The organism is Pusillimonas noertemannii (genome assembly GCF_003096595.1).
Taxonomy (GTDB): Bacteria; Pseudomonadota; Gammaproteobacteria; order Burkholderiales; family Burkholderiaceae_B; genus Pusillimonas; species Pusillimonas noertemannii.
In genome coordinates this window covers 385142-400924 of sequence record NZ_QEKO01000002.1, presented here as the reverse complement: position 1 = coordinate 400924, position 15783 = coordinate 385142, and the positions used below count along the sequence as shown (strand labels likewise).

Sequence of the window (15783 nt, the reverse complement as noted above, 5' to 3'; positions counted from 1 at the left end):
AACAAGTTCGGCTGGAAAAGACTTTAGAACAGATAAAGAATCAAAGGAGTAGACATGAGCAATGCACTTCAGCAGCAGGGGCTTGCAGGGAGTCTTACATGACAAACGTAACGGCTCAAGAGTTTCAGGCTACCACTCATGTGCCGCTTAGGCCGGTCGACTCAACTTCCGCGCAATCTTTCCCGCTGCTGAGACTAAAAGCAGTATGCAAGAGCTTTGGAGCAACGAAAGCGCTGTCTGATGTCTCCATTGCATTTGAGGCAGGGAAGATACATTGCCTCCTTGGAGAAAATGGTGCGGGCAAATCGACTATCGGGAAAATCATTGGAGGCTTGTATGCCCCCGATATAGGTGACGTTTTATTGGAGGGCCAAGAGATACGCGTCAATAGCCCTTCGCATGCACGCGCATTGGGTATTGCGGTAGTACACCAAGAGCTCTCCTTGGCGCCCGACCTGTCGGTTCGTGACAATCTTTGGCTTGGCGCTGAGACAAAATGGTGTCTGAGCAGGCAGGGAGAATCAAGAAGAGCGGTTGATGTCTTATCACAGCTTGGTCTGGAGCTTGATCTCGAAAAACCGGTCAACACCTTGCCTGTTGGAACCCAGCAGTTAGTGGAAATTGGCAAGGCATTGATGAATGCGCCAAGATTGATTGTGTTCGACGAGCCTACCGCGATGTTGGGCGCAGTCGAGAAGCAACAGCTTTTTACGGTTTTGCGTCGCCTTCGCGCAAGCGGAATTTCAGTGATTCTCGTTACGCACCACATAGATGACGTGATGGAAGTTGGCGATTGTGTAACGGTGATGCGCAACGGGCGATGCATCGACTCTTTCGATCTGGAAGATCACCTGCAAGGAGCGGATGTATTAGAAAGGTTGACGGGACAGCGTCAAGTTTTCGAGGCGGCGCACGAGCTGCGAGAGGCCACTGGAGAGATCCTTCTTGAGATTGAGACTAGCGGAGCTGACAGCACAAAGAAAATTTCTGTCCGTTGTGGCGAAATTGTCGGCTTATATGGGGTGTTGGGCTGCGGAGCAGAAGATATAGTCCAAGGACTGGTTGGCCTGAAAACTTTCCGTAACACTCGATATCTGCTAGGCGGAAAGCGCTTCAAGCCATCGCAGCCTGTTGATGCTATGCGCCACGGCGTGGGCTACCTTGCTGCGGGTCGACAACAAAACGGTGTTCTCAGCCAACGATCGATCAGGGAAAACCTGATGCTGACACAGCTACATCAATTTAGCGTGATGGGGTGGCTGAGTCGAACATCTGAATGCAAACACGCGACACAGCAGCTGGCAGACGCAGCGGTGAAGTATGGCTGTCAGGAGGATGCCATTGAAAGTCTCAGTGGGGGTAATCAACAGAAAATTCTTCTTGCACGAGCCATGGCAGGCGCGCGTGACCTGCTCGTATTAGAAGAACCCACAGCAGGGGTGGATATCGGCGCGAAACAACAGATACACGAGCGGATAAAAGCGGCCGCTGCTCGGGGGTTAAGCGTGGTGGTCCTTTCCAGTGATTTGCCGGAGGTCATTGCCTTGTGCGACACCATCTATACCCTGCACCAGGGAAATATTGTGAATCAATACGAAGCCCCGGATGAAACGTGTCAAGCGCAAATTGTGGGCGATGTACTAGGAAGATACGAGGTGCAGTCATGAACGAAAAAAGCTTGGGATTCCGACCCTTTTCACGTCAGGAGTCGATTTTGAAAACTACTAAATTGAATCTGGCGGATGGCATCTTACCGGCATTGATAGTGCTGATCGCCCTTGTCGCAGGAGCCATAGAGCCTAGGTTCTTGTCAGTAGATAATTTTATGAATCTGGCTCGCCAACTGGTGCCGCTATTGATCATATCCATTGGCCAGGCTTTCACTATTATGCGCGGCGGTTTGGACCTATCAATGTCCTCGGTCCTGTCGCTAGCCGGAGTTGCCGGCGTAATTCTGATGCCAGATATCGGAATTGTCGCAGGAGTTTCCGCAATGTTGCTAGTGGGTGCTATCGCGGGCTTGACCTCAGGTGCGATCATCGCGTGGTTTCGTACTAGTCCGTTGGTGGTTACTTTAGGGATGCTGTCCGTAACCCAGGCGCTTGCATTGATGCTGTCGAATGGCGTGCCTATCTATGATGTTCCCCCTCCTTACGTGGATTCGATTGGCTTCGGTACCTTTGTGGGCTTGCCGATAATGGTATGGATAGCTTTGATATTGGCGATAGTGGCCGCCCTGGTATTGCGTCACACCATTTTTGGCCGATATGTCTATGCGCTGGGCTCCAGCGAGTCCGCAGCAGCGAAGTCGGGAGTGAATGTCCGCTTATATACGATTCTGGTGTATGGCGTTAGCGGCTTGTGCGCTGGTATTGGCGCCATCGTATTAACAGCATGGGTTAGTTCAGCACAGCCTATTGCCGCACCCAGCCTGACTCTTCAGTCCATTGCCGCAGTTGTACTTGGTGGAGTGGCGTTGACTGGAGGCCGGGGAACCATCTGGCAGGTTTTCCTCGGCGTTCTGGTGCTTTCACTGCTTTCAAATGTCATGAACATTACCGGCGTTTCCGCCTACTTTCAGACTTTGATCGTTGGGATTGTCATCATCATCGCGGTAATTCTTGACCGATTCAGACGTACTTGAAATGTTTGAGCCAGCTTCATAGTTAATGCAGTTCACAACCACGATTTAGCTACGTCATAACCAGGAGACAACATGAAGAAACTAATAACTACGCTCACGAGAAATCGGCGAAATTTGCTGGGCAAGGCGATTTTCAGAGCTTTGATAGCGGCTGGAGCCTTGGCGTTTGCCAATGCTCAAGCTCAAGATACGTCTGATCGCTTGCTGGGTTTGGTAGAACCCATTCAAGCTACAAAGCCTTTGACGCTTGGTATTACCGTTGTGCATCTCATGGACAACTTCTATACGGGAATTGCATATGGAATTATTGACGAGGCTAAGCGGTCAGGAGTGGAGGTCGCTCAGGTTTCAGTGGCAGGGGCGTATGGAAATGTTAAAGAGCAGTTCGCCCAGCTCCAGGCCTTCAAATCATTAGGTGTGGATTATGCCGTGTTGTCGCCTGCCGCATATTCAGGCTTCGATCCGGTCATAAATGACCTTGCAAAATCAGGCATTAAAACGATTTCTGCCGGCATTCCCGTGAACAGCGCGAAAGTAACCTTTGGTGTGTTACAGGACGATTTTCAAATTGGACGCTCCCTTGGGAAGGCTTTATGCGATGACGGGGCCAAAGGTAAAAAGGTAATCGTTGTTCCCGGATCTGCTGGCCTGGAGTGGTCTCGCTTACGGTACGAGGGTTTCAAAGAGGTTGCGACCGAATGCGGAGCTGACTTAGGAGACCCTGCTTTCAAAGGCGATATGACGTTGGCAGACGGTTTGTCTCAAACTCAAGACTTATTGATGCGAACACCTGACGCGCAGTACGTCTTTACGCCGGTGAGCTATTTGGGCATGGGGGCAGCTCAGGCTGTGCGTCAGTCGGGCCGTAAGGTGAAAGTACTAACCAGCACTATGGTCAAAGAAGAAGAAACTATGATTAAAGACGGCCGGATGCTTGCCGTTGCATCTGAGCCAGGAATCATCATGGGCCGTCTGATTGTGCAATATGCAATACGCGAACACGAGGGCTTGCCCATGCCTCCGTTGGCCAAGCCTAATGACAGCGTTCCCTATCCGCATTTCAACGTGCCGACCGTACTGATTACGAAAGATAACGTTGAAACCCATCCATATAACTTCTACGAGTATCCGCCTAAAGACTGGAAAGTTAGTGGTAATTGAATAAGATCTATTTATGGAGGTCGTAATGAGCAGTACACCGATTGGGCAATGCCAGCCATATGATCCTAGAAACGCCAATTATCCGTTGAATCTATGGTGGGTGGCTGGTAGATCTGATGAACTGGAAGATGGCAAACTGGTGTCGCGTAAGCTTCTGGGCACGGACGTTTTACTGTATCGCAAGAGCGATGGATCAGTAGCGGCAATGGAAGATCGCTGTATCCACCGGGGGTTGCCCCTGTCGATGGGGTGGCTCGATGGTGACAAGATCGTTTGTCGCTATCATGGCTTCAAGTATTCGCACGAAGGGAAGCTTGTGGAAATTCCCACTCAAGAGAGATGCCCGAAGCGGGGAGCTTTGCGAACTTTTCCCATCGTGGAGCGTGCTCCATTCCTATGGATATGGATGGGACCGGAGGGAGAAGCTGATATTGAAGAGGTTTCTGATTTCCCGTGGTTGAGAGATCCGAACTGGGTCTGGGCTGGTGGCCATTTGAACATTATGGCCAATTACATGTTGCTGAAGGAAAATGTACTCGATCTGACCCATTTCCCCTTTGTGCATCAAACGACGTTTGGTGCTTTAGACGACTACGAGGCCGCTGCTACCTTTGTGCAAGAAGGGTCGCGAGTGGCGTTCATCAAAGAGTTTAATAATCAACCTCTGTCCCCCATTTACAATAAGGATCTAGAGTGGGGAGACCGGCTGGTCAATCGAACAGATAAAGGTATGTCGGTTTCTCCTGCCGAGCACTTGTTTACAGCGACCATTGTCGACCCGAATGCGGGGCCTGGTGAGCGTTCAGAGTATCTGTTTCGTTTTCAGCACTTGACGACTCCAGAAACAAATACAACCCATCATTATTGGTGGGCGGCGTCCCGTAACTATGGAGTTCATGACGACGCCTCAGCGTGGATAGCCAGTATTGCTCAAACGGCGTTTGCCGAAGATAAAGAAGTTCTTGAGGCAATTCAGCGGCGTATCAATGAAAGTCCTGCGCCGTTGGAACTTCCGGAAGTAAGTGCAATAGCGGACCAGGGGGGGCTCATGGCTCGTCGACAGCTTCAGGCATACATGGAGCGTGAGTCGCGATAATTGCAGTGTAGTTTCCCCGCCACGCCGGCCCCGTATTCGATTCATGAGGATTGTTACGTGGGCCGGAGTGGTCTTGGCTCAAGCAAGAACTCCCGCACTTCGCGCGCAAACACATCGGGCTGCTCAATATGGGGAGCATGCCCGGACCGCGGGACAATGCGCAGGCGGGCATGAGGCAAGGAATCGACCAGAACCCTAGAGACCTCGGCGCCAGTCACGCGATCGTCCTCGCCGCACAGCACCAGGGCCGGTTGCGTGATTGATTCGAGCCAAGGGCGGGCATCTGTGGCCGCTATGGCATTGGCGACCGCCATATATCCGTCGGGTCGCGCTCGCCTCATGTGCCGCGCTATCTCATCAATAATTTCTGGTGCTGCGGCCGGAGACGCGATTTCTGCCGCCCTCTCCACGCTTACTTCCTGCAGGCTCCCGGACAGCGAGCGGCGTTTCTCCAGCCACTTTTCCCGCTCTTGGCCGGTCATGTGGGCGCGTCCCAAGGTTGCATCGGCAAGCACCAGCGAACGTACGAGTTCAGGGTGATGGCGCGCCAGGGCCAAGGCCAGCAGTGCTCCGAACGAGACGCCAAGCACGTGGGCGGGTTCGCCGGCCAGCAGGTCGGCCATGGCCTGCACGAAGGGGCGCATGCTATTGCCCCCGGCGGCCGGGGTGTCGCCATACCCGGGCAGGTCCGGGGCGAGGCAGGCGAAATCTCCACTCAATCTTTCGATTTGCTTGCTCCAGGCTGTGGCGCTTCCGCCAATGCCGTGCAGCAGCAGAAGCCGTGGTCCCTGACCGAGGAACTGTGTAGATGGTTTGTCCATGATTAGATGCCTGTCAGCTCGCCGCCGTCGACAAGAAAGCCCGCCCCAGTGATGTAGCCGGTGGTTTCACCGCATAAAGAGGTAACGAATCGGCCGAAGTCATCGGGCTGGCCAATTACCCTGTCCTTCACACCCAACTCCAGCGCCCGCCCGGTCTGGTGGGGGCCGGCGAATAGGGCGTTGATCGTGATTCCGCTTTTGTAAATTTCGGGCGCGGCGCTTTTGGCCCACGCCCACAGCGCACTGCGCGATGCGGCGGACAGGCACAGGAAGGGTTTGGGCGCCTTGACACTGGTCGACGAAATAATGACGATGCGTCCATGCATTGCTTCCTGCATGGCTGAAACGGCCGCGCGGATCAGTCGGACAGCCGGATAGAAAGTAGAGTCGAACGCAGAGGCGAAATCGCTATCCTGGGCCTCAAGCGGCAACACCGCGCGGGGCCCGGGCGTGTTGACGATGGTGATGTCCAGCCGGCCGAACTCCTTTAGCGCCAGGTCGACCGCTGCTTGGGGCAGGGCCGGGTCCCGCATGTCGCCGGCCATCACCTTGCAGCGTCCGGGATAAAGCGACTCGATTTCTTCGAGCTCTGGGCTTTGGCGGGCCACGACCACAAGCTTGGCATGTTCATCTGCCAAGGCTTCGACCGTGGCGCGACCCAGGCCGCGCGAACCGCCTGTAACCAGGGCGACTTTGTCTTTTAATCCGATATCCATGAGTTTCCTTGTGATGGCGCATGTAGAATGTGACATACTACGTACAGCAAAAATTCTTCTGACCGACGAGTGCCAATGTCAAACCTCTCCAGCCTGGTTCGCTCTGAAACCCTTGCCCAGCAAGGCTATAAGGCTATTCGCCGAGCAATCCGCGACGGCAAGATTCCACGCGGCCAGTTTTTTTCTGAAAGCACTCTGGCCGAATCGCTGGGCGTGTCCCGGACGCCGGTTCGCGAAGCGCTGCTGAACCTGTATCGCGACGGGGTGGTCGAAATCGTGCCCAAAAGGGGGTATCGCCTTATCGACCTGGACGAAGCGGCCATCAGCGAAATCCGCCTGCTTCGCGTCGCTCTGGAGCAGATCGTGGTGGAGCGATTGTGCAAGACAGCTACCGCCGAAGACATCGCGGAATTGCGCGCCATCCTGAATGGCGCCTCGGAAAGCCGCGAGGACATGTACACCATCGACGAGGCCTTCCACATCCGGATGGCGGAAATGGCGGCGCTGCATCAGATCCGCAGAGAGCTGTTGAGCGTGCGGGGAAAGATGTACTTGATCGCCAGCGGCGCCCGCCTGACCTCGCTGCGCGATGAGAACGTCGTGCGTGAGCACGCCGAGCTGGTCGACGCGCTTGAGCAGCGCGACCAGAAGACAGCGCGGCGCGTAATTACTGATCATGTGGAACGCTCTATCGACGCTTTTGTAGCGGCTCGCGCCGAGCTTCTGAAACAGAGCCGGCTTGATCGGCTTTCGTAAGCTCCGCTTCGCCGATGCAGGCGTAATAGCGCTCCATGGACCACCCGCAAAGGCGGGCGAAATAAAGCAGGGCCATGGGCGAGACACCCGCCAGCCATAGCGCGGCGATGTCCTGTTCGCGCACGGCGGCACGCATCGCTTCGGAAAGCGGTGATGCGGCGATCACTTGCTGGCTGTCTTCCGCGTAGGCCTGCTTCAGCTGTCCGCGCGTGATATCGATCAAGAACTGCGTGACGTCGGTTTCCCTCATGGCATTCTCCACAACATTTGATGCACACCGGTGTGCCAGCCCGGCGCGTAGGGAATGGTCGTCACGACTTCGGGCTGCGCCGGATGCGCGGCCGCGGCCGCCGCTATCCAGCTGCGGATCTCGTGCGTGCCATTGCCCAGGGCGTCCAGCTCGCTATCGGAGTATGAGCATGCCTTGTCCAGATCGCTTGCCACGAGCGCGGCGATGAAATCCGAATCGAACTGTGGATGGTTGCGGTCCATGCCCGGGGCGCCCACCGCGTGTGAAATGCCGCCCGTCGCCAGAATGCCTGTGCGTTCATCCACGCCCATGGCGCGTAGGGCTTCGCCGATGGCTCTGCCCAACGCTCTGCACCGTTTCAGGGTGGGCAGGGGAGGGAACAGAGTGTTGAAGATAATGGGGACGACGCGGACATGCGGCGCGATCTGAAGCTGCTGCAGGGGCAGCGTCGTGCCGTGATCCAGGCGAAGCTCGCTGGAATGGGCGGGGTCCATGCCTTTGTCATACAAATACTCTATGAGGGCGTATGCAAGTTCGGGATCGCCCGGCCTGGTGACCGGTTCAAGATTGAACTGAGGCTCGGGAAAAGCGGCATGGACGGCACCCGTTCCGATCAGGAAGGGGGGCGCCATGCGCGGCTGGAGATTGACGATATGTTCGCTCGTCAAAACGATGAGTGTCTCCACGTTCGCGTCGGAAAAGGCTTTGCTGATGCGCTTGAAGCCTTGGTGCGTGGCGTCCCGGTGCGCGGGCTGGGCCTGGTCGGGCCAAGCGGTCATGTAGGGAAAATGCACGGTGGCGGCGACTAGCATGGGTGAATGCCTCCGTTTCTTAGAAGAAGACGCTCAAGCCCTGGTTCCCAAGCGCTTGCCGGTCCAGGACTACGCGCCGATTGCGCAGAAGAAAGCTGCCCCCGTCCTCGCGTGGCATGAGTAGGTCTGTGCGGCCTCCGCTGAACTGCTGCTCCATGTTCCATCGGTATTGCAGAAGCAGTAGATTGCTTCGAGCGATGATCAGCCCATCGTCTTGGTGGGTCACGTCCACGACCTGGATGAAATAGCGCAGCCGCGAGGGCGGCTGTTCTACCCAGGACTGCTTGCTTTCCAGCTTGGCAACGCGGGCCTTGAGCAGTTCGAAGTCTTCGTCGTAGTAGCCCAGCTCGTCTTCGCTGCTCTCCAGTCCGTTCAGGGACGAGGTGGTGACTGGAACTCGGTAGCTGATGCTGCCGTCCATCAGTTCCAGCCACTCGCGATAGCGGCGGTCCTGCAAAAGCAGGGTTTCCCGGCGATAGAAGTTCTCCACCGCGGTCCATAATTGGGTGTTCATTACGTCGGTCATGGTTCTTCCTGGAATTACGGCTTGCAGCGCGGGTCGGCCATCAGCGACGCATAGTGCCTGTAGAACGCGCGCTGATTGGCCTCGGTCATCAGGATGTCGCTGGTGCTGCCGGGAAAAGGCGGCCCATATCTGGAGGAGGTCGGGGCTTCGCGGCCGAGACCCATCTGGTAGTTGAATCGCCCTTGCCGCCCGATGTGGCCGCGCAGGTTGTCCTGGACGCTTTGCCAGACGTCGCCGTCGTCCTGTTCGAAAATTCCGCCGGGGCCGAAAGCCAGAGAATACTGTTTGCGAACGGCCGCTTTGAGTTCCGCCGGCATCGCCTTGTCGACCAGGCACCACGAATGCACTTCGATCTTGTCCACTCCGCGCGGATGCCACACCCGGAAGGAACGGAAGCGCGCGCTGTCCAGGAAGGACATATTGGGAAATATCGTGCCCACCCCGATGGGGACGAAGGCCGAAGCCGATTCCCCGTACCGGTCCACGAGTTCGCTGCGCATTTGGGCAATGAAGGCGTCATAGTCGGTCTTGACGGCTGTGCCCTGCTGCGCGCCGCCGCGCTCGCTTCCGATGGAATGGCCGTTGCCGGTCTGGATGCAATAGCCGTCGTTGCTGAGGCGGCTTCGATAGCCCATCTCGACACCGGCCCCGTGCGTGGAGGAGACGTGGTAGTGGTCGCCCGCGAAGTTCTCGGACGGAATCTTCCAGTTCACGTTGATCGTCCAGCGGTGAACGCCGCCGATGAGTTCAGTGCCGCCTTCCATGCGGTCCAGCATGAGGTCCAGATAGAAGGCCATGTCGCCCAGGTATTCGCGCAGCGTCGGTGCTTGAGGATCCCAGCTTGCGAATATCATCCCGCCAAAGCTGTCGACGTGGGGCGCCTCGCGCAAGCCGTGCAGGCTGCGGTCGAGCTTGTCCCCGTACACGGGCCCCAGGCGCGGCACGGAGGCCAGCTGGCCTTCCGTATTGAACGTCCAGGCATGGTAGGGACATTTGAATGAGGTCGTTACGCCGGAGTCCACACGGCACACCCTGGCGCCCCGATGGGTACAGCTATTGAGATAGACCCTCAGGCGGCCGGTCTTGTCGCGCACCAGAATGACCGGATCTTCGCCCATCGTCATCGTCAGGAAGGAGCCGTTCTCGGGCAGGGCGCTTTCATGGCCGAGATACAGCCAGCATTTGGCAAAGATCCGTTCCTGTTCCAGGCGATAGAGGCCTTCATCGACAAAGACGCGACGGTCCACAGACGAGCCGTCGGGCGCCAACAGGTCTCCGGCCCGGTATTCGCCCATGGCGGCGTCGGCTGGAATCAGTGGGGGAAGAGGGGTAGCGTCGGTGTCGGACGATGGGCTCAAGATATTCGAATCGTTCATTCTTTTGTCCTCTAACGAAAAGTACAGGCCCCGCGTCCTAGAGCCTGGGGCCGCGAAGCGCGGTTCCGCCATTCAGGTCCAGGATGCTTCCCGTGGCCATATGCGCCGCCGCGTCCGATGCCAGGAAAGCATAGGCTGACGCATAGTCTTGCGGCGTTGCAATGGCTTGCAACGGAAGGTCGGTGGCGGCGGGGGCGCTTGGGTTCTGGCTCTGGCCCAGGCTTTCCAGGCCGCGCAGGGCCGTCGGCACATAGCCGGGTGCGACGGCGTTGACGCGGACGTGCGGCGCCAGCTCCAGAGCCAACTGCCTGGTCAAGCCGTTGATGGCATGCTTGGCTGACACGTACAGCGCTCCGCCGAAGCCGGCGTGGGTGCCCGAGACGGAACTGGTGAAGATGATGGAGCCGCGATGCTGCGCCAGAATGTCCGCCGCAGCGCGGGCGGCGAGCATGTATCCCTTGACGTTGATGGCGAAAAGTTCGTCGAACGCGGTCTCGAGCTCGCTGGCCGAGAAGGAGAGGAACGGCTTGCGATTGTCATAGACGCCGGCGTTGGCGACCAGTACATCCAGCCGGCCGAAGCGCTCTTGGGCCAGCGCGACGGCGCGCGCGTTGTCGGCCTGCGAGCGCGCATCGCCTTCGCAGCACACTACATCGCTGGCGCCGAACTCCCTCTGCAGGGCTGGCCCGCTGCGGTCGAATGCGACGACGCCGGCCCCTTCGGCCAGGAAGCGTTGCGTAATGGCAAGCCCCAGGCCGCTCGCGGCGCCTGTTATCAGTGCAACCCTGTTTTGTAACTGCTGTGACATTGCCTCCTCCTGCATTGATGACGGAACCTCGTCTAATTGTTGACGCGCTACCTGATCCCGCCGTAGTATTCTAGTGTAGTATTCTACATTAGTATTCTACGGCGGTGAACAAGAAAATAGGGAATCGCCATCTACCAAAGGAGACAACATGAGAAAGAAACTCTTGGCGCTGCTGCTGGCTGCATGGTCCGGAGCCGTTTGCGCTGAAGTGGTGGTTGGCGTGTCCGTCAGCTCGACGGGCCCAGGCTCTTCGCTGGGCATTTACGTGGCCAATGCCGTGGCCCTGTTGCCCCGGACGGTCGCCGGGGAGGACGTTCGCTACGTCCTGCTGGACGACACCAGCGATCCGACCGTGGGTGCAAGAAACGCCCGCAAGCTGATCACCGAAGAAAAGGTCGACGTCATCATTGGCTCGAGCACCGTACCGGTCGCCATCGCCCAAGGCAGCGTGGCCAACGAGGCCAAGATTCCGTTGATCGCCATCTGCCCCATTCCCATAAAGGCCGCCGAACAGCCGTATTCATTCGCCGTGCCCCAGCCCATTCCCTTGATGGTCAATGCCTTGCTGGATCATATGCAGGCCCATAAGGTGAAGAATCTCGGCTATATCGGGTTCTCGGATTCGTGGGGTGACATGAACTACAACTTTGCCAAGAGCGGCGGAGAAGCGCGCGGCATCACCGTTACCACCAACGAGCGCTATACCCGGAACGACACATCTGTGAACTCCCAGGTGCTGAAGGTGGTCTCGACCAAGCCCGACGCCATCTTCGTGGGCGCATCGGGAACACCGGGGGCGCTGCCCCAGCTTGCTGCGGTGGACCGTGGCTATCGCCAGCAGATCTATCACACTCATGGCGTGGTCAATCGAGACTTCATCCGGGTCGCCGGAAAAAGCGCCGAAGGCGTCATTGCCCCGACCGGAGCCGTGGTGGTCGCGGAGCAGTTGTCCGACGATCATCCATTGAAGGCCACGGGTATGGACTTCCTGGAGCGCTATGAGGGCCGCTACGGCGCGGGCAGCCGCAACGCCTTTGCCGCCTACGCCTGGGATGCGGGCCTGCTCATACAGGCCGCGATTCCCGTCGCCTTGCAAAAAGCCAAGCCCGGCACCCCCGAATTCCGCCAGGCGCTGCGTGATGCGCTCGAAAGCAACAAAGAGGTAAAGGGCACCCATGCGGTCTACAGCATGAGCCCAAGCGACCACTATGGCGTGGACGAACGTGCGCGCGTGCTGGTGCAGGTGAAAGACGGCGAGTGGAAACTCTCTCAGTAACAGAAGGAGAAGGACGTGAACGGGTTCAAAGTAAGACGGATCGAGGATGCGGAATACGTGTCCTATGGCCCAAAAAGCGACTTGCGGGTGCTGATCGGAGACGCCCGGCAGAGTACGCCGATTCGCACTGCGTTGCAGACTTGCCAGCCGGGCTACGATGTGCCCTTTCACTGCCATCCGTATATCGAGTATCTGATCGTTCTCGAGGGTTCGGCGGAGTTCCGGATCGAAGACGACGGCGTACAGACCGTGGTGGCGAAGAAGGGCGACACAGTCGAGTTGCACCCCGGGGTTTGGCATGCTTTCACCACAAGTCCGACCGAGGTGACCCAATTGCTGGGCATCCACATTTCATCCGAGCGTATTGTGAACTACAAGCCCGATGTCAAAATCGATTCGAGGGGGTTTCGCATAGAAGGCTGATGCGTACTGCATTTGCGGCGTTAGGCAGGCTGGCTGCAGGCTATTCCTCTGTTGTATGGAGCCCTTCAGCGGCTTGCCCGATCTCGTAAAATGGGGCCTATGCCCATACAGAAGAAACGACCTCGGCGCCGGTGTACCCGGTGCCAACGTCCCTTGTCGCATTGCCTTTGCACGCATATACCAAGCATTTCCAACCGTACGCGTGTGTTGGTCCTGCAGCATCCCGACGAGGCCAAGCACCCCTTGAACACCGCGCGGCTGGCGGTGTTGGGCCTGGAGCATGCGGAACTGCTCGTGGGCGAACATTTTCCCCAACTGGATGGCATAGTGGCCTCCATCGGTCGGGCTCTGTTATTGTTCCCCGAGAAAGATGAGGGCCGGCCTCGGCCCGAGCTGCAAAGCCGTCCCCGGTCGAGCGAGGCAGAGTGGCCGAGTGCATTTGCCGAGGGTGGGCCGGCATTACTTATCGTGCCCGACGGAACCTGGCGCAAGGCACGCAAGATCGTCCAGCTGAACCCTGTGCTGAACACCTTGCCCCGCCTCGGCCTTCCCCCCGGCGAGCCTTCTGAATACAGAGTACGCAAGGCCAGCGAGCCGGCCGCCGTTTCCACTATTGAAGCCATATCGCGCAGTTTGTCTATGCTGGAGCCCGGTCAGGATTTCCAGCGTTTGCTCGCACCATTCAAGGTGCTGGTGCAGCAGCAGATAGAGGCGATGGGGGAAGAGGTGTACGAGCGGAATTATTCGCTCAGAACGGCGAAACAGATTTCCGGTACTTCGCTTCCTACTTCAATGCCGCCGTCTGCAGCACAGGAATAATGTGTTCCCGAAGCAGCGGGGCAACTGTAGCTGGAACGGGCATGTCCAGGGAAAGCCAATCGGTAGCTTCTATCTCTGCCGCCAGGCTGAACCGCTGTCCGTCTGGAAGCCGCGCCCGGAATACATTGGCGCTTACCCGTGTATCAGGCTCGTTGGCTGCCGCGGCCTGAAAACTGCCAAGAAATGAAATGTCGTTCGGGCTTAGGGAAACCTGAAGCTCTTCGCCGACTTCACGCACCAGTGCTTGTTCGGCAGTTTCACCCGCGTCCAGCTTGCCGCCGGGCAGCATCCACATTGTTGTGCCTCGCTTTCGGACCACCAGCAAGGCGTTGGCGGAATTGATGAAGCAGGCTGTTGCGATGTGAAGAGTGGATTGGGGTTGGCCAAGGGCAGTGGTCATCTTTCTTGCCTGCTCGAGAAGCTTACGGTGATCGCCTATAAAGGGTGAATTTGGCTTGCAGCATATTTACGAGCAGCATATCAGCCTCCATGTACGCTTGATCTAGTCTAGCTAAATATGCATGTCTTATGCAATGTCCGCGGAGATGCCGGTATAAGGGTGGCTCATGGAAAGGCAGGAAGGGTTGATTTCCCTCTTGAAGGTGGGTTTTGCCCGCCGGCTGAATGCGATCAATGCGTGGCCGGCGAACCATCCGCGGCCGGCACGAAACAATGCGGGCTGTTGACCAGGGTGGCGGTGAATCGGCATAGCTCGGTCTTGGCGCCGTATGCGACGAAGGCCGCCATGCCCACGCCCGCGTCGTCGAAGTAGATAAAGGCGCCGGGCTTGTCGCCCGCCTCTAGGGCGCCATGGTAGAAGTCGGTACCCTTGCACCTGACTATCGGCGCCGCCCGAAGCTTGCCTGCACCGCCCGGCATCACGCTTTTGCCGATTTGGTCCAGTATGAAATGAAGGTTCTCAAGCTGGCATGGCACAGACTGCTTCATGAAGTCTGGATGCACCGTGAGGTCGAAGAATTCCATCCAGGCTTCGTCAAGATTTTGCGCGTGCAGAACGGTGTTCTTCAGTTTATTGATGCGGGCAAGAAGTGTCATAAGGCCTCTTCGGGTTCAAATGCGCTGCACAGACAGCATGCAGACAGGCTACCCAAAGTATCGAGGCCGGTGGTGCAAAAGGAGACGGAATTACCGCGCGTAGTTTCCGAGGTTACGGTACGACATGCATGACCGGAGGGCTATACGATTCGATTATCGGGCCTGTGTCGCGGGCCTCTTAGCCTGTGCGATGTCGTCTCCTTCTTCAGCACGGGGGTATCTTTGCGCCAGCATCGCGCAAACCATGAGCTGGATCTGGTGGAAAATCATGAGCGGCAGCAGTACCGGGCCCACTGCGCTTGCGCCAAACAGCACGCCCGCCATGGGCACGCCCGTCGCCAGGCTTTTCTTCGAGCCGCAGAAAACAATCGTGATCTCGTCCGCGCGTCCGAAGCCCAGGCGGCGGGTGGACCACATGTTGCCGACCAGCACCACGGCCAGCAGCACGCAGCACGCGGCCACAAGCCAGCCCAGCGAAACGGCGTCCACCGTCTTCCATAGGCCGCCCACCACCGACTCGCTGAACGCCGTGTACACCACCAGCAGGATCGAGCTGCGGTCCACTGTAAGCACCAGTTTGCGGTGTGCATCCATCCAGCGTCCGACAAGGGGCCGTGCAAGATGGCCCACCACGAAAGGCAGCAGGATCTGCAGGCTGATCTTCTCGATGGCGGTGATGAGCGCGCTGTTGCTGAGCGCAGAGGTGTCCGTGCCCAGGATGAGCCTGAGCAGCAAGGGCGTAATCAGGATTCCAATAAGGCTTGAGGCCGAGGCCGCGCATACGGCGGCGGGCACGTTTCCGCGCGCGATCGAGGTGAAGGCAATGGCCGACTGCACGGTGCCGGGCAATACGCACAGGTAGACTACCCCCACTGCAAGGGGCTCGCCGACCAAGGGCACCAGAACCGGATACGCCGCCCAACCCAGAAGGGGGAACACCACGAAGGTCCAGACGAAGATCAAGGCATGCAGCCGCCAGTGCATGGCCCCGGCGATGATGGCTTGGCGAGAAAGCTTGGCGCCGTGCAGGAAAAACAGCAAGGCGATGGCAAAGGTGGTTATCCACTCGAAAACCACCGCCCCTTGGCCGTGGGCGGGAAAGAAGGATGCCGCCGCCACCACGGCCACGAGACTGAGGGTGAAGCGGTCGAAAAGCAAATGTAATTTGGCGGCCATGGCCGTTCCTGCGCTCTTTGATGTTGGTCCAGAACCAAGCTTAAGCTATGATGAAACTTACGTTTAG

General features: G+C 57.7%; 18 protein-coding genes. 8 read left to right on the top strand and 10 right to left on the bottom strand.

Going from position 1 to position 15783, the window contains the following annotated elements; genetic code table 11:
* Nucleotides 1–98 precede the first annotated feature (98 nt).
* The 4 genes from C7440_RS09050 (at nt 99) to C7440_RS09035 (ending at nt 4901) form a co-directional block, all read left to right on the top strand.
* Complete coding sequence (locus tag C7440_RS09050; RefSeq protein WP_116518289.1) at nt 99–1667, top strand: sugar ABC transporter ATP-binding protein; 1569 nt, start codon at nt 99–101, stop codon at nt 1665–1667.
* Nucleotides 1664–2644: an ABC transporter permease gene (locus C7440_RS09045; protein WP_116518288.1), complete on the top strand. Its 981-nt coding sequence runs from the start codon at nt 1664–1666 to the stop codon at nt 2642–2644. Before C7440_RS09050 ends, C7440_RS09045 begins: the two co-directional genes overlap by 4 nt.
* 72 nt (nt 2645–2716) lie before the next feature.
* The gene (locus tag C7440_RS09040; RefSeq protein WP_116518287.1) at nt 2717–3805 is read left to right on the top strand and encodes a substrate-binding domain-containing protein; all 1089 of its coding nucleotides are present in this window, start codon (nt 2717–2719) and stop codon (nt 3803–3805) included.
* Nucleotides 3806–3830: 25 nt separating this feature from the next.
* The gene (locus C7440_RS09035) at nt 3831–4901 is read left to right on the top strand and encodes an aromatic ring-hydroxylating oxygenase subunit alpha (RefSeq protein ID WP_165832514.1); all 1071 of its coding nucleotides are present in this window, start codon (nt 3831–3833) and stop codon (nt 4899–4901) included.
* 53 nt (nt 4902–4954) lie between these two features.
* Here C7440_RS09035 and C7440_RS09030 read toward each other — a convergent pair whose 3' ends face one another.
* Complete coding sequence (locus C7440_RS09030; protein ID WP_116518285.1) at nt 4955–5722, bottom strand: alpha/beta fold hydrolase; 768 nt, start codon at nt 5720–5722, stop codon at nt 4955–4957.
* 2 nt (nt 5723–5724) lie between these two features.
* A complete protein-coding gene (locus tag C7440_RS09025; protein WP_165832513.1) occupies nt 5725–6438 on the bottom strand; it encodes an SDR family NAD(P)-dependent oxidoreductase in 714 nt (237 codons plus the stop codon).
* Nucleotides 6439–6513: 75 nt separating this feature from the next.
* Between C7440_RS09025 and C7440_RS09020 the strand changes: the two genes are divergently transcribed.
* Nucleotides 6514–7194, top strand: coding sequence for a GntR family transcriptional regulator (locus C7440_RS09020; RefSeq protein ID WP_116518283.1), 681 nt, complete (start codon nt 6514–6516; stop codon nt 7192–7194).
* Here the strand turns inward: C7440_RS09020 and C7440_RS09015 are convergent.
* From C7440_RS09015 to C7440_RS08995, 5 genes are read right to left on the bottom strand one after another with little or no spacing between them, the layout of a single operon-like run.
* Nucleotides 7127–7444 carry a hypothetical protein gene (locus tag C7440_RS09015; protein ID WP_116518282.1) on the bottom strand — a complete coding sequence of 106 codons (318 nt, stop codon included), beginning with the start codon at nt 7442–7444 and terminating at the stop codon, nt 7127–7129. The genes C7440_RS09020 and C7440_RS09015 overlap by 68 nt on opposite strands.
* On the bottom strand, nt 7441–8256 hold the full coding sequence (locus tag C7440_RS09010; protein WP_116518281.1) for a DODA-type extradiol aromatic ring-opening family dioxygenase: 816 nt from the start codon (nt 8254–8256) through the stop codon (nt 7441–7443). The genes C7440_RS09015 and C7440_RS09010 overlap by 4 nt, the downstream gene beginning before the upstream one ends.
* Before the next feature lie 19 nt (nt 8257–8275).
* Nucleotides 8276–8782, bottom strand: a complete 507-nt coding sequence (locus C7440_RS09005; RefSeq protein WP_116518280.1) for an aromatic-ring-hydroxylating dioxygenase subunit beta — start codon at nt 8780–8782, stop codon at nt 8276–8278.
* A 14-nt stretch (nt 8783–8796) separates the two neighbouring features.
* A complete protein-coding gene (locus C7440_RS09000; RefSeq protein ID WP_165832512.1) occupies nt 8797–10158 on the bottom strand; it encodes an aromatic ring-hydroxylating dioxygenase subunit alpha in 1362 nt (453 codons plus the stop codon).
* A gap of 37 nt (nt 10159–10195) precedes the next feature.
* A complete protein-coding gene (locus C7440_RS08995; RefSeq protein WP_116518278.1) occupies nt 10196–10966 on the bottom strand; it encodes an SDR family oxidoreductase in 771 nt (256 codons plus the stop codon).
* A 148-nt stretch (nt 10967–11114) separates the two neighbouring features.
* On the opposite strand from C7440_RS08995, the gene C7440_RS08990 reads away from it, so the two are divergent.
* The 3 genes from C7440_RS08990 to C7440_RS08980 all read left to right on the top strand — a co-directional run bounded on the left by C7440_RS08990 (nt 11115) and on the right by C7440_RS08980 (nt 13484).
* The gene (locus C7440_RS08990; RefSeq protein WP_116518277.1) at nt 11115–12242 is read left to right on the top strand and encodes an ABC transporter substrate-binding protein; all 1128 of its coding nucleotides are present in this window, start codon (nt 11115–11117) and stop codon (nt 12240–12242) included.
* 15 nt (nt 12243–12257) lie between these two features.
* Complete coding sequence (locus C7440_RS08985) at nt 12258–12665, top strand: cupin domain-containing protein (protein WP_116518276.1); 408 nt, start codon at nt 12258–12260, stop codon at nt 12663–12665.
* 99 nt (nt 12666–12764) lie between these two features.
* A complete protein-coding gene (locus C7440_RS08980; RefSeq protein ID WP_116518579.1) occupies nt 12765–13484 on the top strand; it encodes a tRNA-uridine aminocarboxypropyltransferase in 720 nt (239 codons plus the stop codon).
* Here the strand turns inward: C7440_RS08980 and C7440_RS08975 are convergent.
* The 3 genes from C7440_RS08975 to C7440_RS08965 form a co-directional block, all read right to left on the bottom strand.
* A complete protein-coding gene (locus C7440_RS08975; protein WP_116518275.1) occupies nt 13450–13884 on the bottom strand; it encodes an NUDIX hydrolase in 435 nt (144 codons plus the stop codon). The genes C7440_RS08980 and C7440_RS08975 overlap by 35 nt on opposite strands.
* 230 nt (nt 13885–14114) lie before the next feature.
* Nucleotides 14115–14540 (bottom strand): hypothetical protein, encoded by a 426-nt coding sequence (locus tag C7440_RS08970; protein WP_116518274.1) that lies wholly within the window; start codon nt 14538–14540, stop codon nt 14115–14117.
* 153 nt (nt 14541–14693) lie between these two features.
* Nucleotides 14694–15716, bottom strand: coding sequence for a bile acid:sodium symporter family protein (locus C7440_RS08965; RefSeq protein ID WP_116518273.1), 1023 nt, complete (start codon nt 15714–15716; stop codon nt 14694–14696).
* Between the last annotated feature and the right edge of the window lie 67 nt (nt 15717–15783).